The organism is Flavobacterium sp. CFBP9031, from assembly GCF_034044945.1.
Lineage (GTDB): Bacteria > Bacteroidota > Bacteroidia > Flavobacteriales > Flavobacteriaceae > Flavobacterium.
Genome location: NZ_JAXCWF010000005.1, coordinates 210,301 through 229,115, shown reverse-complemented (window position 1 = coordinate 229,115; position 18,815 = coordinate 210,301). Strand labels below are relative to the sequence as shown.

Annotated in this window: 15 protein-coding genes and 1 riboswitch; of the genes, 14 read left to right on the top strand and 1 reads right to left on the bottom strand. The window is 33.7% G+C overall.

Annotated elements, in window-relative coordinates:
* The first annotated feature begins 311 nt into the window (after positions 1 to 311).
* The 10 genes from SOM12_RS10655 to SOM12_RS10610 all read left to right on the top strand — a co-directional run bounded on the left by SOM12_RS10655 (position 312) and on the right by SOM12_RS10610 (position 13,537).
* Complete coding sequence (locus tag SOM12_RS10655) at positions 312 to 3,158, top strand: TonB-dependent receptor plug domain-containing protein (RefSeq protein WP_320493411.1); 2,847 nt, start codon at positions 312 to 314, stop codon at positions 3,156 to 3,158.
* A gap of 340 nt (positions 3,159 to 3,498) precedes the next feature.
* Positions 3,499 to 3,675: a hypothetical protein gene (locus SOM12_RS10650; protein WP_320493410.1), complete on the top strand. Its 177-nt coding sequence runs from the start codon at positions 3,499 to 3,501 to the stop codon at positions 3,673 to 3,675.
* A 100-nt stretch (positions 3,676 to 3,775) separates the two neighbouring features.
* Complete coding sequence (locus SOM12_RS10645) at positions 3,776 to 5,080, top strand: O-acetylhomoserine aminocarboxypropyltransferase/cysteine synthase family protein (protein WP_320493409.1); 1,305 nt, start codon at positions 3,776 to 3,778, stop codon at positions 5,078 to 5,080.
* Positions 5,081 to 5,305: 225 nt separating this feature from the next.
* Positions 5,306 to 6,394, top strand: coding sequence for an aspartate kinase (locus SOM12_RS10640; RefSeq protein ID WP_320493408.1), 1,089 nt, complete (start codon positions 5,306 to 5,308; stop codon positions 6,392 to 6,394).
* Positions 6,395 to 7,041: 647 nt separating this feature from the next.
* Positions 7,042 to 7,242, top strand: coding sequence for a hypothetical protein (locus SOM12_RS10635; protein WP_095928075.1), 201 nt, complete (start codon positions 7,042 to 7,044; stop codon positions 7,240 to 7,242).
* Positions 7,243 to 7,432: 190 nt separating this feature from the next.
* A riboswitch (SAM riboswitch) is annotated at positions 7,433 to 7,540 on the top strand.
* Between the two features lie 77 nt (positions 7,541 to 7,617).
* Positions 7,618 to 8,601 carry an alpha/beta fold hydrolase gene (locus SOM12_RS10630; RefSeq protein ID WP_253251753.1) on the top strand — a complete coding sequence of 328 codons (984 nt, stop codon included), beginning with the start codon at positions 7,618 to 7,620 and terminating at the stop codon, positions 8,599 to 8,601.
* Between the two features lies 1 nt (position 8,602).
* Complete coding sequence (thrA, locus tag SOM12_RS10625) at positions 8,603 to 11,017, top strand: bifunctional aspartate kinase/homoserine dehydrogenase I (protein ID WP_320493407.1); 2,415 nt, start codon at positions 8,603 to 8,605, stop codon at positions 11,015 to 11,017.
* Between the two features lie 106 nt (positions 11,018 to 11,123).
* On the top strand, positions 11,124 to 11,549 hold the full coding sequence (locus tag SOM12_RS10620; RefSeq protein WP_095928071.1) for an OsmC family protein: 426 nt from the start codon (positions 11,124 to 11,126) through the stop codon (positions 11,547 to 11,549).
* A 134-nt stretch (positions 11,550 to 11,683) separates the two neighbouring features.
* The gene (locus SOM12_RS10615; protein WP_320493406.1) at positions 11,684 to 12,856 is read left to right on the top strand and encodes a trans-sulfuration enzyme family protein; all 1,173 of its coding nucleotides are present in this window, start codon (positions 11,684 to 11,686) and stop codon (positions 12,854 to 12,856) included.
* 270 nt (positions 12,857 to 13,126) lie between these two features.
* Positions 13,127 to 13,537: an RrF2 family transcriptional regulator gene (locus tag SOM12_RS10610; RefSeq protein ID WP_008466594.1), complete on the top strand. Its 411-nt coding sequence runs from the start codon at positions 13,127 to 13,129 to the stop codon at positions 13,535 to 13,537.
* Positions 13,538 to 13,611: 74 nt separating this feature from the next.
* Here SOM12_RS10610 and SOM12_RS10605 read toward each other — a convergent pair whose 3' ends face one another.
* Positions 13,612 to 14,394, bottom strand: coding sequence for a sulfite exporter TauE/SafE family protein (locus tag SOM12_RS10605; protein WP_095928068.1), 783 nt, complete (start codon positions 14,392 to 14,394; stop codon positions 13,612 to 13,614).
* A 310-nt stretch (positions 14,395 to 14,704) separates the two neighbouring features.
* Between SOM12_RS10605 and SOM12_RS10600 the strand changes: the two genes are divergently transcribed.
* The 4 genes from SOM12_RS10600 (at position 14,705) to SOM12_RS10585 (ending at position 18,778) form a co-directional block, all read left to right on the top strand.
* Entirely contained in the window at positions 14,705 to 15,607 is a 903-nt protein-coding gene (locus SOM12_RS10600) for a sulfite exporter TauE/SafE family protein (protein WP_095928067.1), read from the top strand.
* Between the two features lie 25 nt (positions 15,608 to 15,632).
* The gene (locus tag SOM12_RS10595; RefSeq protein ID WP_095928066.1) at positions 15,633 to 16,343 is read left to right on the top strand and encodes a phosphoadenylyl-sulfate reductase; all 711 of its coding nucleotides are present in this window, start codon (positions 15,633 to 15,635) and stop codon (positions 16,341 to 16,343) included.
* A gap of 140 nt (positions 16,344 to 16,483) precedes the next feature.
* Positions 16,484 to 17,383 carry a sulfate adenylyltransferase subunit CysD gene (gene cysD / locus SOM12_RS10590; RefSeq protein ID WP_017497285.1) on the top strand — a complete coding sequence of 300 codons (900 nt, stop codon included), beginning with the start codon at positions 16,484 to 16,486 and terminating at the stop codon, positions 17,381 to 17,383.
* Between the two features lie 150 nt (positions 17,384 to 17,533).
* Positions 17,534 to 18,778: a sulfate adenylyltransferase subunit 1 gene (locus tag SOM12_RS10585; protein WP_095928065.1), complete on the top strand. Its 1,245-nt coding sequence runs from the start codon at positions 17,534 to 17,536 to the stop codon at positions 18,776 to 18,778.
* Positions 18,779 to 18,815: the final 37 nt, after the last annotated feature.

Below are 18,815 nucleotides of genomic sequence, written 5' to 3'. Positions count from 1 at the left end.
TTTTCTAGCAGAAATTTAACAATAACATACTATTTTGATAGGGTAATGGAAAATAATTTGTTTTTTGTTTGGTCGATTAAAAAATAGTTTGCAACTTTGCCCCGTTAAAACAAAAGAAACAAATGAAATTTACAGTTTGCAATATGATGTCTTGTAAGATGCCGGAGTTATCCGCAGAGACGCTATTGTAATTATTTTTCAATAAAATATAAATAGAACCTCTGCCGAACCGCAGAGGTTTTTTTTATGCCAAAAATAAACCTGTAAGATTTTTTTAAGCCAAAAACAATAATTAATCAGTAAAAAAAGAAATGAAGAAAAATGTACTAATCGTTTTAGGTCTTGTGACTTTTTCAGGACTTTATGCTCAGGACAATAAAAAAGAGCAGGATAGTTTAAAAAACAACGAACTGTCTGAAGTTACTATTATTGGATCAAGAAGTAAAAACAGAGTTAAAACAGATGTGCCGGTTCCGGTTGATGTTTTTAACGTATCAGAAATAACAAAAGGGGCACCGCAAACGAGTGTAACTCAAATTTTAAATTATGTTGCGCCGTCGTTTACGAGTAACCCAACATCTACAGCAGATGCAACAGACCACGTTGATCCTGCACAATTAAGAGGATTAGGACCAGATCAGGTTTTAATTTTAGTAAACGGAAAAAGAAGACATACAAGTGCTTTAGTAAACATAAACGGATCGCCAGGAAGAGGATCTGTAGGAACAGACTTAAATGCAATTCCGTCTTTTGCCATAGAAAGAATAGAGGTTTTAAGAGATGGAGCTGCCGCACAATATGGTTCTGATGCGATTGCGGGAGTCATTAATATTGTTCTAAAGAAAAACGCTAATTATTTGACAGGAGGAATTCAGTATGGAGCCAATTTGTCTTCGGGATCAAATAATTTTGAAGGAGGAGCAGACGGTCAAACTGCCCAAATCGATTTAAACTACGGAACTTCATTGGGTAAACCGGGAAGTTTCTTAAATGTTACAGGAACTGCGGTGACGAGACAAGCAACTAGTAGAGCAGGAATAAGAAGTAATGGAATTTTCAATGCTTACAATGCCGTTGAAAATAGAGCGGCGCAAAATGGAGTAGAAATCAACTCTTTGTTTAGCAATATTAATACAACTGCAAACTCGGCTCAGATTTTGTCTTCTTTAAAACAATATGCGCCGCAAGTAGGTTATTTTACAACAGCACAACAAAATGCTATTGCATCTGCAACAACAATTGCGCAAATGCAGACGGCTTTAAATTTTGACGTAACTAATAATGAATTGGCTTACAGAGGTCAGCAAAGAAGTGATTATAATATGAGTGTTGGGCAGTCAGAATTGGCTGCAGGACAATTGTATTTTAATGCTAAATATCCTTTGAGCGAAACCACTTCTTTATATTCTTTTGGAGGGGTTTCTTATAGAGGAGGTAAATCGTATGCGTTCAATAGATTGCCAAATGGTTCTGGTACTTTCACGCAAGTGTATCAAAACGGATTCTTGCCAGAAATTGAATCAAAGATTTTAGACGCTTCAGCAGCAGTTGGTGTAAATACACAATTATTTGGGTTTGATACCGATTTAAGCACCAACTTAGGAACAAACTCTTTTAACTATGATGTGAATAATTCTATCAATGCGACTTTAGGAACCAATTCTCCTTTTAGTTTTGATGCCGGAAAAGTTTCGTTTTTACAGAGCACTACCAATTTGGACTTTAGTAAAAAACTGGATGTGCTTTCTGGGCTAAACGTTGCTTTTGGAGGTGAATTCAGATATGAGAACTACCAAATTAAAGCAGGAGAAGAAGCTTCTTACGGATTATATGATGTAAACGGAAATTTAGTTTCAGGAATTCTGCCAAGCAATTCACCATTAATTGTAACTGACTTCTTCGGAAACAAACGTGGAGCAGGAGCGCAAGGATTTTCAGGATTTCAGCCTTCTGATGCTAAAGAAAAAGACAGAAAAAGTGGTGCCGCTTATGTTGATTTAGAATTGAATGCCACTGAAAAATGGCTTATAAATGGAGCTGCGCGTTATGAAAACTATTCAGATTTTGGAAATACAGTTACATTCAAACTAGCTTCTCTTTTAAAATTAAATGATAATATCAATTGGAGAATTTCTGGACAAACGGGTTTTAGAGCGCCTTCTTTGCAGCAAAGATATTTTGAGTCAAGCTCTACTCAGTTTATCAACGGCTCTCCATACCAAGTGGGTTATTTTACCAACGATTCACAAGCAGCAAAAAGTATTGGAATTGAAAGTTTAAAACCAGAAAAATCAAAAAGCATCAGTACAGGATTTACATTCAAAATTCCTGAAGCTAACATAACCATTGCAACTGATGCTTATTTTACAAGAATCAACGACAGAATTGTACTGTCTGGACAATATTCTAGACCTACAGATGCACAAATCGGTGCTGCAACTTCGCCAGAACAGGCAGAGGCGTTGACTTTGTTTCAGCAAGCATTTGATTTGAAGGGTGTAGAAAGAGCTTCTTTCTGGACAAACGGAATCGATTCTGAAACAAAAGGAATTGATTTGGTAATTTCTCAGAAATACGATGTAATTCAAGATTTTGTCATTAAAAATGATTTTGCATTTAGTTTCAACGAAACCAAAAGAGTAGGAGATCTGCATATTCCGCAATCAATAGTTAATGCAGGAGGAGAACCTTACATTTATTCTTTCTTCCCAGAATCAAGCCGAGTGTATTTGGAAGAAGCAATTCCGAAAGTAAAAGCCAACTTAATGACAACATTCAGCATTAAAAAACTAGATATTTATTTAAGAAATAGCTATTTCGGAAAAGTTACAGATCCAGGAGCAACAGATGTTAATTTAGACGGATTTTCTTCTGTGTACGAACATCCAGAATACAGCGCAAAATTGGTGACCGATTTGTCTTTAGGATATCAGATCAACGAGCATTTAAGAGCTACAATTGGAGTGAATAATATAGGAGATGTTTATCCGGACAGAAATAATCCTGCAACTCCTGCCTTTACAAATACAACTCCAACTTTGTCGCCAGCGCCAAGTACAGATTTGACAAATGCGAATCAGTTTGCTTATTCAAGAGCAGTTTCTCAATTCGGATTAAACGGAAGATTTGGTTTTGCCCGCTTAAGCTTTAAATTTTAATTAAAATAGGCTCTTTCAGGCCTTTATTTAAAAGGCTTGAAAGAGATTTTAAAAAAAAAAAAGTATAAAATTTCAATTTTAATTTGGTCGTTAAAAAAATACTTATTACATTTACTCTATCGAATTAGTCGAATTTAAAAAATAGTCAAATTCAAATTTTAAATCAAAATGAAAACAATAGCAAAAAGAAATATGATGTGTTGTGAGATGATGCAAATGTGCATCCCAATTTGCTGTTGCCAAAAGTGAAAGAGACAATCTTTGTTATAGTTAAACTATAAGCCCTTTTGGTCGCCATCCGAAAGGGCTTTTTTATTTCCAAAATTTTAAATTTTAAATCATGAATACACTAGATATAAATATAATCGCATTTCAATACTTATTAAGAAATAATAATTCGGAAGAAGCATCAACTGAAACTCCAAAATATGATCCTGCACAGCAGATAAAAACGCAAAAATCATTACTATTTCATCTATATGATCTTGAAGAAGAAGCTGAAGATATTTTGGCTTAAATCAATTTCAGATTCAATAGCAATTTCAATTGCAATATCAATATCAATTACATATAACAATATATAAACGTATTAAAAATACCTAAAAAACTAAGAAATCATGAGTACACAAAAATTCGCAACAAACGCATTACATGCAGGTCACGACGTTACTAAAAATTCAGGAACAAGAGCCGTGCCTATTTACCAGACATCTTCATATGTATTTAATAACGCGGATCATGCTGCCAATTTATTTGGTCTTGCCGAAGCTGGATTTATCTACACTAGATTAAATAATCCGACAAATGATATTTTAGAACAACGTCTGGCAGCTCTTGAAGGCGGAATTGGAGCTGTCGTAACTGCTTCTGGAGCATCTGCAATTTCAACAACTTTATTGACACTCTTAAAAGCGGGAGATCATATTGTTGCTTCAAATAGTTTATACGGAGGAACTTACAATCTATTAAAAGTTACCTTGCCAAGATTAGGAATTACTACCACATTTGTAGATCCTTCAAAACCTGAAAATTTTACCAAAGCAGCAAAAGAAAATACAAGAGCTTTCTTTGTGGAGTCTCTTGGAAATCCAAAATTAGATGTATTAGACTTAAAAGCAATTTCGGCAGAAGCCAAAGCATTCAAAGTGCCATTTATAGTAGATAATACAGTTGCGACACCTTATTTGTTGAATCCAATTAAATATGGTGCCGATATTGTAATTCATTCCTTAACTAAATATATCGCAGGAAACGGAACTTCATTAGGAGGCGTTATCATTGATTCTGGAAACTTTGATTGGGCAAACGGAAAATTTCCTGAATTTACCGAACCATCTGCAGGATACCACGGATTAGTATATCATGAAGCTTTAGGAAATGCAGCTTTTATTGCAAAAGCTCGAATTGAAGGTTTGCGTGATTTTGGTGCTGCTTTAAGTCCATTTAATGCTTTTCAGATTATTCAGGGATTAGAAACACTTCCCATTCGAATTAAGAAACATAGTGAAAATGCTTTGGCTCTAGCCGAATGGTTAGAAAAACAAGATGAGGTGGTTTGGGTAAATTATCCAGGTTTAAAATCGAGTAAATATAATGATCTGGCCAAAGAATATCTGCCAGAAGGACAAAGCGGTATTATCACTTTCGGATTAAAAGGAGGTTTTGATGCTGCTAAAAAAGTGGTTGATGATACTAAATTATTCTCTCTGCTAGCCAATATTGGCGATACAAAATCGCTGATTATTCACCCGGCAAGTACTACGCACCAGCAATTAACAGATGAAGAACAAATAGAAACAGGAGTTTCTAAGGATTTGATTCGTCTGTCTGTGGGAATTGAAGATATCGAAGATTTAATTGCTGATTTGCAAACTGTTTTTGAGAGCGTTTCGCTTTCTCAATTCAGCATCAATAAAAATTAGGTTTTTTTGTTTTTTGTTTGAAAAATTGCCTTTAGCGAGTGGTTTTGCTAAAGGTAATTTTTTATGAAAAGCATCTTTATAAAATTTAAACCCTATAAGGAATATAAGTGCATTTTGTAGAGACGCACCGTAGAGACACACTGCAGTGCGTCTACCTTGATAAACGTTGGAATATTAAATGAACTTACATTTCTTATATGGTTTCAAAAATTAAAAATAGAAATTATGTCAAAGCTTAAAATAAACATTATCCTTTTTGGAATTGGAAATATCGGAAGTACTTTGATTAATCAGATTGTCGAAAGTCAGGAGTTTTTTCTTGAAAGCAAAAATGTCGATTTTCATTTTCCCATAATAACCAATTCGACGGTTGCTTTTTTTGAGAAAGAAGGTGTTGGTTATGCTTGGGAAACCAATTTTAGACAATTGGCAGTTCCTTTTAAAGTAGAAGATATTGTCGAATTTGCACAAGAAAACGAATTTGAAAACTTGATTGCTGTAGATGCAACAGCCAGTGATGAATTGGTAAAGCATTACAATACGCTAATCAAAAACGGATTCAATATTGTAGCGGTAAACAAAAAAGCCAATACGCTCCCAATTGACTTATATAAAGAACTACGATCAGATCTTAAAAAGCATGGCAAAGAGTTTCTGTATGAAACCTCTGTTGAAACTGGGATTCCCGTTTTGCAAACCTTAAGAGATTTGTACTATTCGGGCGAAAAAATCACAAAAATCCGAGGTGTTTTCTCTGATAATCTAAGTTATGTTTTTAATCGATTTTCATCAGAAGAAGTTTCGTTTTCATCTGTTTTAAAAGATGCGAGTCTTTTAGGATTAATGAAGTCAAACTTTAAAGAAGATCTGTCGGGAAATGATACTGCAAGAAAACTTTTGATCTTGGCCAGAGAAATAGGAAAAGATTTTGAGCTTTCAGACATTAAAATCAAGCCATTTATAACCGAAGAGCATTTGGAGAAAAACGGAGTGCTAAACAAAGACGCTCTCGATAAATCTTTTAAAATCACCAAAATTACTCAAGCAGAAAATCATGTATTGAGATATGTGGGTGAATTTGATGTTGAAAAAGGCATTTTGGAAGTTAAGTTGATTTCGGAACCAGTAGATTCTCCAATCGGACAATTGAAAGGTTCTGATGCCATTTTTGAATTTTTTACTAAATCTTATGCCGATATTCCGATCGTAATTCAAAGTGCTCCGCCGTGCAAACAAGCGATTTCTAGAGGAATTATAACCGATATTCTGAAAATTGCGGAGCGAATTAGGAGCAAAGAAGCTGTTTGGCTTTAATTTTTTAGTTAAAAAAAAGAAAAAAGAGAAAAAAGTTCTTTGATAAATTGATTTGTCAAATGGAGTCATGAAGAAAAAATTAGCTTTTTTGTAAGTTTTTTACCTTTGTTATTTCGTTTTCGTTTTTGTAAGATGTTTTTTGTCGTTAAAAAACACATTTTCAACGAATTTTGTAATTAAATTCTTGAATTTTATTTGTGTAATAAAAAAAATATTTGCATATTTGTTATACCCAAAAACTACTAGAAATCAAATGAACTTAAAAGTCAACAAAATGTTTTGTGCCATTTCGGTTAAGACCGAGGCTGGGGTGTCTATTGCTTAAAAAAATTGTAAGAATACAATAACAATATAGTAAGAGCCTCCGATAGAAATATTAGGAGGCTTTTTAATTTAACAGAAATGCAAAATTTAAAAATACAATATAAATCACAGATGAATAAATCCTTACAGATGAACAAGATGTTTACTGTCGCGCTTATTTGCGCATACGTCTGTTGATACTAAAAGTATACATGAGTGTAAAAACTTAAACCCTTTTGGTATCTAAAAATCCAAAAGGGTTTTTTTATTCGGTAAAACGAATTAACAAAAAGATAAACGAGAAATAAAGATTATAAAACACAACTTAACTAAAACTTAATATCATGAGCAAATTGAACTACTTCGCAGAAAAAATTTCTAAATTTAAAAATAGAAGAACAAAAAATAGTAATCCGCCGCCAACAAACGAATTGGCTCACCCAAGATTCGGAATCACAGAGGAAGATAAAAGCGCTGCAAAAAAAGCACCAAACTCTTTATTGTTTTTGATGTATTCAAAAGAAAATGAAACGCTTTTTATCTAAACGGAAAAGCATCATAAACTAGGTGAAAACCTGCTTAATTTTACTGGGCATTTTTGTTCGGTAAATTTTTGCGTATAATAGTTTTTGCTAAAGTATGTCACAGAAATTTAACAAACACTTTTAGATAAAATTTGTTTGTTAGCGAAATTAGTAGTTAATTTGCACTCGTTAAGTTCAAACACGTATTGAAATGTTATAAAGAAAGGACGAGGGATTAGACCCGATGAAGCCTTAGCAACCCTTCGGTAAAACGAAGAAGGTGCTACATTCTACCACGCCAAACGTGGAAAGATAACAACAAGATTTTTTCTAGTTAAACCTAGTTTTTCTTTCTAATATTTCCATATACAAATCAATAATACAACAGATTTGAAATTGGAAAATATACCAAATCCCATTATAATTCAAGATTTCATCACAGAAAGTGGTGCAACTTATCATTCTATACCATTAAGTTTTACGCTGGCAGGGCAACCTTTGCACAGCGCGCCTATTGTTTTGGTTAATCATGCTTTAACTGGAAATTCGCAAGTTACTGGTGAAAATGGCTGGTGGAATGACTTAATTGGCGAAGGTAAAACTATTGATAGTGCTGTTTATACCATTCTCGCTTTCGATATTCCAGGAAACGGAAGCAATTCTTTTTTAATTGACAACTATTTAGATTTTACGGCTAGAGACATTGCCAAAATCTTTATCGAAGGTGTAAAAACTCTAAATATCGAAAAGCTTTTTGCAGTTATTGGAGGTTCTGTTGGAGGTGGAATTGCTTGGGAAATTTTAGCTTTATCGCCAAATATTACAGAAAACCTTATTCCGATTGCGAGTGATTGGAAATCTACTGATTGGCTTATTGCAAATTGCTTTTTACAAGAGCAAATTCTCAATAATTCTTCGAAACCAATTGAAGACGCCAGAATACATGCAATGCTTTGTTACCGTTCGCCAGAATCTTTCAAAGAAAAATTTCAGCGTACGATCAACCAAGATCTTTTGATTTTTAATATTGAAAGCTGGCTTGCACATCACGGGAAAAAATTGCAGAAAAGATTCCAATTGTCTTCTTATAAATTAATGAATCAGTTGCTTAAAACAATTGATATTACTAGAAATAGTGAAAGTTTTGAAAACTTATTGTCTAAAACAAAAGCTTCAATTCATATTGTCGGAATCAATTCGGATTTGTTTTTTACAGCTAAGGAGAATGTAGAAACCTACGAGGAATTGAAGAAATTTAAAGATAATGTTTTCTATAGCGAAATTGATTCGGTTCACGGACATGACGCTTTTTTAATCGAGTACAAACAATTAGATCATTTACTTGCCGATATTTTTAAGGCAGAAACAATAAAGAAATAAAATGAAAGTATTAAAATTTGGAGGTAAATCGTTAGCAAACGGAGAAGGACTTAACAAAGTTGTTTCAATCATTTCTGATAAAGTAAGTCAAGGTGAAAAAATTGCCGTTGTGGTTTCTGCACGCGGAAATGCTACAGACGAATTAGAGTTTATTTTGAGCATTGCTGCTAAAAACGGCAGTTACAAGGAATTATTAGAGAATTTTAAAAAATATCAAATATCAGATTATCCGAATGTTGATTTATCGGAAGAATTTAATGTATTAGACAAACTTTTTGAAGGAGTAAGTTTAATTGGAGATTACAGCAAAAAAATCAAAGACCAGATTTTATCTAAAGGCGAATTGCTTTCGGCTAAATTATTGACAGCAATTTTATTGGAAAAAGGAATTCCTGCCAATTTTGTAGATACAAGAGATTTGTTGAAAACAGATTCTAAATTTGGCGATGCTCAGCCTTTAGAACAGCTTTCAAAGAAAAACGTAGTCAATTATTTTAAAGAACATAACGGCGAAACGGTTAATATAGTTACAGGCTTCATTGGCTCAAACAACAACAACGACACAACTACTTTAGGTAGAAATGGCAGTAACTATACCGCTTCGTTAATCGCAAATTATTTAAATGCAGAAGAATTACAAAACTTCACGCACGTAGACGGAATCTATACAGCAAACCCAGATTTGGTTGCCGATGCTAAGAAGATTGAATATTTATCTTTCAATGAAGCAAATGAGCTGGCAAATTTTGGTGCAACGATTCTTCATGCGAAGACAATTATTCCTTTGTTAGAAAAGAATATTCCGCTTCGTATTTTAAATACTTTCAACCACGAAAACCGTGGAACTTTAATTACATCTGATTCTTCTAAAGAAGGAATTAAAACGCTTTCTGTTTTAGAAAATGTCTCTCTTGTAAATCTTGAAGGACGTGGATTACTTGGAAAAGCAGGAGTTGATGCTCGAATTTTTAAAGTAATGGGAGATCACAATATCAGTGTAAGTATCATTTCGCAAGGTTCTTCAGAAAGAGGAATCGGATTGGTTGTGGCAACAGAAAAAGCTACTCTTGCAATGGTAGAATTAGAAAAAGAATTCGAAAATGACTTCTATTCTAAAGACGTAAATCAGATTACGGTAACAGATAATGTATCGGTAATTTCGATAATCGGACAAGATTTGAGTACTTTCCATAAACCATACACCGCTTTAATTAAAAATAAAATTGTTCCGATTTTGTTTAACAACACCGTAACGGGAAAAAACGTGAGTTTGGTTGTTAAAAAAGAAGAATTAAATAAAGCTTTAAATGTAATTCACGGAGAGATTTTTGGAGTTTCGAAAAAGATCAACATTGCTATTTTCGGTCATGGACTAGTAGGAGGAACTTTGATTAATCAAATTTTAGAATCGGCTGCAGCAATCGAAAAACGTAAAGATATTAAGCTGAATGTTTTTGCTATCGCAAATTCTAAAAAGTTGCTTTTAAACAAATATGGTGTTACAGATAACTGGAAAAACGATATTCAAACAAAAGGCGAAGCTTACACGATTAAAGATATTATTACTTACGCAAACGAACATCATTTAGAGAACTTAATTGCAATTGATAATACAGCAAGTGCGACTTTCGTTGAGAATTATATTCCGCTTGTAGAAAGCAGTTTCGATTTGATTTCTTCGAATAAAGTAGCTAATACTTTGACGTACGGTTTCTATAAAGAATTGAGAAAAGCTTTGGCAGAAAATCAAAAGAATTACTTATACGAAACCAATGTAGGGGCAGGATTACCGTTAATTGATACGATTAAATTATTGCACCTTTCGGGAGAAAATATCACAAAAATTAAAGGAGTTTTCTCTGGAACATTAAGTTATTTATTCAATAATTTTTCTGCGAAAGATGCTCCTTTTAGCGAAATCTTGCAAGAAGCAATTGATAACGGATATACAGAACCAGATCCGCGTGAGGATTTATGCGGAAATGACGTTGGTAGAAAATTATTAATTTTAGCTAGAGAATTGGATTTGCAAAATGAGTTTGAAGAAATCTCAATTCAGAATTTAATTCCAGAACACTTACGTGAAGGAAGTGCTGCCGATTTCTTGACGAAATTAAAAGAATTCGATCCAATTTATGCTAAAATAAAAGCAGAGCAACAGCCAAACCATGTCTTGAGATATATAGGTGAGTTGTCTGGAGATTTGCAGAATGACAAAGGAAATCTAGAAGTAAAATTGGTTTCAGTACCAAAAGATACTGCATTGGGCGGATTAAAAGGTTCTGATTCTTTTTTCGAAATTTATACAGAATCATACGGAGATCGTCCAATCGTTATTCAGGGAGCCGGTGCAGGTTCTGCAGTAACAGCAAGAGGGGTTTTCGGAGATATTTTGAGATTGTCTGATAAAGGATAAAAATGATTTTAGATTGCAGATTTTAGATTTAAAGATTTGCAGCTAATTGAGTTCAGTCGAAATGACAAAATTGAATAGAATTAAAAAACAAAAAAATAACAACACAATGAAAGTAAGTTTAAACAGAGTAAATGACGCATTTCATTTTAAAGTAAAAAATGAACGAGGACACGTAGTTGACGTTGACAGCAGAGCCGAATTTGGCGGAAGCGATTTAGGTGCAAGCCCAATGGAATTGGTATTAATGGGAGTTGCTGGATGCAGCGCTATTGATATGATTTCGATCTTAAAAAAACAGCGTCAGGAAATCACTTCTTTTAATGCTGAGGTTGAAGGAACACGAGTTCAAATCGAAGAAGCAAAACCTTTCAAAGAAATAGATGTGGTTTTTTATTTAGAAGGAGAAATCAACCCGGAAAAAGCCAAAAAAGCAGCACAACTTTCTTTCGAGAAATACTGTTCAGTTGCCAAAACAGTTGAACCGACTGCAACAATTAAATACAAAGTTGTCTTGAACAACGAAGCTTTATAAATTAGATAATTAGTCAATTAGATAATTACAAAATGCTCAGATTGCGCATAAATAATTGACTTGTTTTAGTTTAGATTTCAGTTTTTAAAACCTGAAACTTTAAACTTTAAACAAAAAAACAAAAACAACACACAATGAATACAGAAGAATTTGGTTTTGAAACACAAGCCATTAGAACACAATTAGAGAGATCACAATATTTAGAACATTCGGTGCCTTTGTACCTTTCATCAAGCTTCGTTTTTGAAGATGCTGAAGATATGAGGGCTTCTTTTACAGAAGAAAAAGAAAGAAATATTTATAGCCGTTTCAGTAATCCAAACACTTCGGAGTTTGTAGATAAGATCTGTAAAATGGAAGGGGCTGAGTCTGGTTATGCTTTTGCAACAGGAATGGCGGCAGTATATTCTACTTTTGCAGCTTTGTTAAATTCTGGAGATCATATTGTTTCTGCAAGCAGTGTTTTTGGTTCTACTCACGCTTTGTTTATGACTTATTTTCCAAAATGGAATATCGAAACTTCTTATTTCGAAATTAATAAGCCAGAAACAATCGAAAGCTTTATTAAGCCCAATACCAAAATATTATACGCCGAATCTCCAACAAATCCAGGAGTTGATGTAATTGACTTAGAATTGTTAGGAAATATTGCTAAAAACCACAATTTGATTTTAATAATCGACAACTGTTTTGCAACACCATATTTGCAACAGCCAATTAAATTTGGAGCGCATTTGGTTATCCATTCAGCAACAAAATTAATTGATGGACAAGGACGCGTTTTAGGTGGAGTAACAGTTGGAGATGCAGAGTTAATCAGACAGATTTATTTGTTCTCTAGAAATACAGGACCAGCTTTATCACCATTTAATGCTTGGGTTCTTTCAAAAAGTTTAGAAACATTAGCAGTTCGTGTTGATAGACACTGCGAAAATGCTCTAAAAGTAGCTGAATTTTTAGAAAGCCATCCAAATGTAAACAGTGTAAAATACCCGTTCTTGAAATCGCATCCACAATATGAAATTGCTAAAAAGCAAATGAAAGCTGGTGGAAACATCATCGCATTTGAAATTAAAGGCGGAATCGAAGCAGGAAGAAAATTCTTGAACTCAATTCAACTTTGCTCATTATCTGCTAATATTGGAGATACAAGAACAATTGTTACGCATCCGGCTTCAACAACACATAGCAAATTATCTGAAGAAGATCAATTAGCAGTTGGAATCACACAAGGTTTGGTTCGTGTTTCTGTTGGTTTGGAAACTGTTGAAGATGTAATTGCAGATTTAAAACAAGCACTTTCTTAAATTTTAGATTTTAGACTTAAGATTTTAGATTTCTATATATAAAGACGATTTTTGATAGTAAGTTTTACTGTTGAAAATCGTCTTTTTTCTGGTTTATATAAAAAGCCTATTTTTGTGTGTCTGAAATGAACTTAACGAAGTAATCTGATAGATTTAGTAGAATTTAACTTTATTCTTTGTGATAGTTCAAACAAAAAGCATACTTTTGTTATTCAATAATTTGCAAGAGTTTGATTTGAAATTAAATTCTGCAATCAAAATTTTACATTAGTGCTTTCAAAGAAAACAAAATACGGAATTAAAGCTTTAACTTATTTAGCCAGACGTGAGAATAATGAACCGGTACAAATAGCTGAAATTGCGAAAAGCGAACATATTTCGATAAAATTTTTAGAAAGTATTTTACTGCTGTTAAGAAACTCAGGTTTCCTTGGTGCTAAAAAAGGAAAAGGAGGAGGTTATTATCTGATAAAAGATCCAAAAGATATCAGCATGGCAAAAGTGTACCGAATTCTTGAAGGTCCAATTGCGTTACTGCCTTGTGCAAGTCATAATTTTTACGAAAGATGTGACGATTGCGATGATGAATCAACTTGTGCTGCTAGACGTTTAATGACAGAAGTTCGTGATAATACACTTAAAATATTAGAAAGTAATTCTTTGGCAGACATTGCATTTTAGAAAATGCTTTAATTTATAAAAACAAAAGACCATTTCTAAATTTGAAATGGTCTTTTTTGTTTTGTTTATGACGATTAAAATATCAATTTGTATCCAGCTAAGAAAAGCATTACTGCGATTGCATTTCTTAGAAATTGATCTGGCACTTTTCCGCTTAGCATACTTCCCATGTATATTCCAGGAAGTGATCCCATTAATAATTGACCCAATAATCCTAAATCTAAATTCCCCATAGAAGCATGGCCAATTCCAGCTACTAAAGTTAAAGGAACAGCATGTGCAATTTCGGTTCCAACTAAACGAGGAGTTGGTAATAATGGATAAAGAAAAAACAAAGTCACAGTACCTAATGCTCCAGCACCAATAGAGGTTAAAGTTACGGTTGCTCCTAATAAAACTCCAATTCCAATGGTAAGCATGTTTTGTGTAGTGCTTTCACTATGAAATTTATCTCCAGCATGTTTTTGAGAAAAAACTAAAAGTTTCTTTTTGAATATAATCGCTATAGAAGTAAACAGTAAAGCCCATCCTAAACTATACTTAATAACCCTATTTATAGTTTCTATGTCGGTTTTAATGCTATGTAAAATCCATAAAGTTACTAAAGCGGCGGGAACGCTACCTAAAGTCAGCCAGCCCGTGATTTTCCAGTTGATGTTCCCTTTTTTATTGTGTACAAATATTCCTCCAGCTTTGGTAAAAGCAGCGTATAGTAAATCGGTTCCTACTGCGGTTGTTGGAGAAATGCCGAAATATAATAAAATAGGAGTCATTAAAGAGCCTCCTCCAACACCTGTTAACCCAACAATAAAACCAACTGCTAAACCTGCTATTACAAGACCGATCTGAAAATCCATGAAAAATTATTTGCCGCTAAAATAATAACAATTTTATAATTATCCTATAGATTTTGTAGAGATTAAATGTGTATTTTTGTGGATCACAAAATTGGAACATGTTGTTAAAATAGTAAGAGGCAGCATTTAATTTGTTAAAATAATCACTAATTCTTTTTTAAATCTCTTTTAACTTGGTTTATAAGAGGATAGCTTATGTAAAAAAGTAAATATATTGTTTTGATATTTCGAAATATATAGTACTTTTGCAAAGTAATCTACTAAGCCGATAGGGTAATGGATTTTTAAGAACAAAAACAATTCTTAAAATATGGAAAATGAACTTAAGTTAAACAACACGATAGTAAAGTCTGATTCTTTATTAAAGGAAAAATTGTGGGTTGTAATACCTGTTGTTTTATTGTTAGGTTTGGCAGTTACATTAATTTATAATCATCACGCTGAATTTTCGTGGGATGGTTTTGTTCAGGGGCTTGATGAAAATCTTTTAGCGTTTTTTTTAATTGGTGCTTTTGCTCAATTGGTAGATGGTGCTTTAGGGATGGGATATGGAGCAACTTCTACGTCATTTTTATTGGCTTATGGAGTTTCGCCAGTTTTGAGCAGTACGGCAGTTCACGTTTCAGAAATGTTTACAACTGGAGCATCGGCGCTTTCGCACCACCGTTTTGGAAACATCAATAAAAAATTGGTTAAACATTTATTGATTCCAGGAGTTTTAGGATCAATTACAGGAGCTTATTTATTATCAGATGTTATTGACGGAGATATTATTAAGCCTTTTATTGCGGTTTACATGATTATTCTGGCAGTTGTAATTATCAGAAAAGCTTTGAGAAAAAGTGTTGTTAAAAAGAAAACTAAGAAACTAGGAGTTTTGGCAGTGTTTGGAGGTTTCATGGATTCTGTTGGAGGAGGAGGCTGGGGGCCAATTGTGACTTCAACATTGTTAGGAAGAGGAAGAAATCCGAAATATACCATAGGTTCTGTGAATGCGGCCGAGTTTGCCATTTCATTTGCAAGCGGAATTACTTTCATGCTTTTTGGCGGAATTCACGGTTGGCAGATCATTATCGGATTGATTTTAGGAGGAGTTATTTCAGCGCCAATAGCAGCTTATTTGGTAAATAGAATCAAAAGAAAACCAATGATGGTTGCAGTTGGAGTTCTAATTATAATATTGAGTTTAAAAACATTATCTAAATTATTGTAAAAGATAATTTTAGAAAGGAGAGATTATGAGTGCGATTATTGTACAAGAATTATTAGAGAAAACTGCAGCTCTTTCGCTTGACGAAACCTTAGTTTTTTTATCAAAAGAGTTTCCAGGAAAAGTAATTTTTTCGACATCTTTCGGTCAGGAAGATCAGGTAATTACTGATTTTATTGCAAAAAGTAATACAGATATTACGGTATTTACTTTAGACACTGGAAGATTATTTCAGGAAACTTACGATGTTTTTCATAAAACATTAAAAAAATACAAAAGACCAATCGAAGTTTTTTTCCCAGAAGCTGCTTCAGTAGAAAATCTTCTGAAAACAAAAGGGCCCAATAGCTTTTACGATTCGGTTGAAAACAGAAAAGAGTGCTGTTTTATTCGAAAAGTGGTTCCGTTAAGAAAAGCTTTGGCAGGAAACTCAGTTTGGATTACAGGTTTAAGAGCAGAACAATCAGAAAACAGACACGATTTAAGTTTGTTTGAATATGACGGAAACTTCGAAATCATCAAATTCAATCCGTTGCTAAAATGGACTTTAGAAGAAGTTGAAACGTATTTATCCGAAAACAATGTTCCTCAAAATGCATTGCACAAACAAGGTTTCGTAAGTATTGGATGTGCACCTTGTACGAGAGCTATTTTCCCAGGTGAAGATATCAGAGCCGGAAGATGGTGGTGGGAATCAAGCCATAAAGAATGTGGACTTCACAGTGCGAAAAAAGAGTAAATAGAAGGAAGAAGCAAGAGGCAAGACTTCTGCAGAGAATAGAATATAGATTATAGAATAAAGAGTGGAGATTTTTAGATCAGGCAACTTGAAACCTGAAACTTAAAACTTGAAACTAAAAAATATCAAACAAAAAAACAATGAGTTCAGTATTAAAAACAAACGCTTTAGAGAGTGAAGCGATATACATTTTCAGAGAAGTAATTTCACAGTTTGACAAACCGGTTTTACTTTTCTCAGGAGGAAAAGATTCTATCACATTAGTGCGTTTAGCGCAAAAAGCATTTTTCCCTGCTAAGATTCCGTTTCCTCTATTACACGTTGATACGGGACACAATTTCCCTGAAACAATTGCTTTCAGAGATAAATTGGTAGAAGAATTAGGTTTAGAGCTAATCGTTCGTAATGTTCAGGATGCTATTGATGAAGGAAAAGTGGTTGAAGAAACTGGAAAATATTCAAGCCGTAACAGCTTACAAACAACAACACTTTTAGATGCAATTGAAGAATTTAAGTTTGATGCTTGTATTGGAGGCGCACGTCGTGACGAGGAAAAAGCAAGAGCGAAAGAACGTATTTTCTCGGTTCGTGATGATTTCGGACAATGGGACGAAAAAAATCAAAGACCTGAATTGTTTGATATTTTGAATGGAAAAATTGAAAATGGACAAAACGTTCGTGTTTTCCCAATTTCAAACTGGACAGAATTAGATGTTTGGAGTTATATCGAAAAAGAACACATCGAAATTCCATCAATCTATTTCTCACATAAAAGAAAAGTTTTTTTGAGAGACGGTTTAATCTGGTCGCATTCTCCTTTTGTGTATCAGGAAGAAGACGAACAAATCGAAGAAAGAATTGTTCGCTTCAGAACCGTTGGAGATATGAGTTGTACAGCGGCAGTTGAATCTTACGCAGCAACAATCGAAGAAGTAGTTGGAGAAATCAGATCATCAACTATTTCTGAAAGAGGTGCCAGAATCGATGATAAACGTTCTGAAGCTGCAATGGAAAAGAGAAAACAACAAGGATACTTTTAATTTTTGGTAAGAAGTTAAAAGTTAGATGTAAGGAGTTGATTGTAAGAGGTTAACAACGGAGTAAAATTCAAAGATTCAAAAAAACAAAATATTTAAAAGTAAGGTTGAAAACTTGAAACCTGAAACTTTTAAAACTTGAAACAAAATAAGATGGACGTTTTAAAAATAGCAACAGCAGGAAGTGTAGATGACGGAAAAAGTACTTTGATCGGGAGATTATTGTACGATACAAAATCATTGACGACTGATAAGATAGAAGCAATCGAAAAAAGCAGTAAACAAAAAGGATACGATTACCTTGATTTTTCTTTGGCAACTGATGGTTTAGTAGCAGAAAGAGAACAAGGAATCACGATTGATGTTGCGCACATTTATTTTTCGACTGCAAAGAAAAGTTACATTATTGCCGATACTCCAGGGCACGTAGAATATACTAGAAACATGGTTACAGGAGCTTCAACTTCTCAGGTTTCTATCATTTTGATTGATGCTAGAAAAGGGGTAATTGAGCAGACTTACCGTCACTTTTTTATCAATAATTTATTGAGAGTAAAAGAAGTAATCGTTGCCATCAACAAAATGGACTTAGTAGATTACTCAGAAGAAGTTTTCAATAAAATCAAAGCTGATTTTCAGGCATTAAATGCAAAAAGTACTTTCAAGGAACAAAATGTAAGTTACATTCCTTTAAGTGCAATCAACGGTGGAAACGTGGTTGATAAATCAGAAAATATGCCTTGGTATGACGGACAAACAGTATTGGAACATTTAGAAGGATTACATGCTTCTGATGTTTTTGAAGCAGGTAAAGCACGTTTTCCGGTTCAAACAGTGATTCGTCCAAAAACTGAAGAATACCACGATTTTAGAGGTTACGCAGGAAAATTATACGGAAACTCAATTAAAGTTGGAGATGCCGTAACGGTTCTTCCTTCTTTAACAGAATCAAAAGTATCTAAAATTCACTTTTTCGATAAAACATTTGATGAAGCCGTTGCAGGTTCTTCAATTACAATCGAATTAGAAAATGATATCAATGTAACAAGGGGTGACATGATTGTAAAATCAAGCGAGCTTCCAAAAATTGAAAAAGATATTACTACGACAGTTTGCTGGATGGACAGTAAAAAACTGGTTCCAGGAACTAAATATTTGGTACAACACAATACAAACAGAGTGTTAGCAAAAGTAGAAAGCATCAAAAATACGATTGCAACAGATTACTCAGGAACAACAGAAGCTTCTCAATTAGCTATTAACGAAATTGGAGAAGTAACGATCAAATTAAGCAAACCGTTATATTTTGATTCGTACAACGAAAACAAATCAAACGGAGCTTTCATCTTAATTGATACAGCAACTAACACAACAGCAGGAGTAGGATTCATTAGATAGTTGATGGTTTTTAGTTGATAGTTGATGGTTTTTAGAG

What these genes read in the sequence shown, in the direction of transcription:
- SOM12_RS10615 (WP_320493406.1), top strand. Translation starts at nt 11,684, where the DNA reads ATGAATACAGAAGAATTTGGTTTTGAAACACAAGCCATTAGAACACAA.
- SOM12_RS10640 (WP_320493408.1), top strand. Translation starts at nt 5,306, where the DNA reads ATGTCAAAGCTTAAAATAAACATTATCCTTTTTGGAATTGGAAATATC.
- SOM12_RS10635 (WP_095928075.1), top strand. Translation starts at nt 7,042, where the DNA reads ATGAGCAAATTGAACTACTTCGCAGAAAAAATTTCTAAATTTAAAAAT.
- cysD (WP_017497285.1), top strand. Translation starts at nt 16,484, where the DNA reads ATGAGTTCAGTATTAAAAACAAACGCTTTAGAGAGTGAAGCGATATAC.
- SOM12_RS10645 (WP_320493409.1), top strand. Translation starts at nt 3,776, where the DNA reads ATGAGTACACAAAAATTCGCAACAAACGCATTACATGCAGGTCACGAC.
- SOM12_RS10605 (WP_095928068.1), bottom strand. Translation starts at nt 14,394, where the DNA reads ATGGATTTTCAGATCGGTCTTGTAATAGCAGGTTTAGCAGTTGGTTTT.
- SOM12_RS10620 (WP_095928071.1), top strand. Translation starts at nt 11,124, where the DNA reads ATGAAAGTAAGTTTAAACAGAGTAAATGACGCATTTCATTTTAAAGTA.
- thrA (WP_320493407.1), top strand. Translation starts at nt 8,603, where the DNA reads ATGAAAGTATTAAAATTTGGAGGTAAATCGTTAGCAAACGGAGAAGGA.
- SOM12_RS10595 (WP_095928066.1), top strand. Translation starts at nt 15,633, where the DNA reads ATGAGTGCGATTATTGTACAAGAATTATTAGAGAAAACTGCAGCTCTT.
- SOM12_RS10585 (WP_095928065.1), top strand. Translation starts at nt 17,534, where the DNA reads ATGGACGTTTTAAAAATAGCAACAGCAGGAAGTGTAGATGACGGAAAA.
- SOM12_RS10600 (WP_095928067.1), top strand. Translation starts at nt 14,705, where the DNA reads ATGGAAAATGAACTTAAGTTAAACAACACGATAGTAAAGTCTGATTCT.
- SOM12_RS10655 (WP_320493411.1), top strand. Translation starts at nt 312, where the DNA reads ATGAAGAAAAATGTACTAATCGTTTTAGGTCTTGTGACTTTTTCAGGA.
- SOM12_RS10650 (WP_320493410.1), top strand. Translation starts at nt 3,499, where the DNA reads ATGAATACACTAGATATAAATATAATCGCATTTCAATACTTATTAAGA.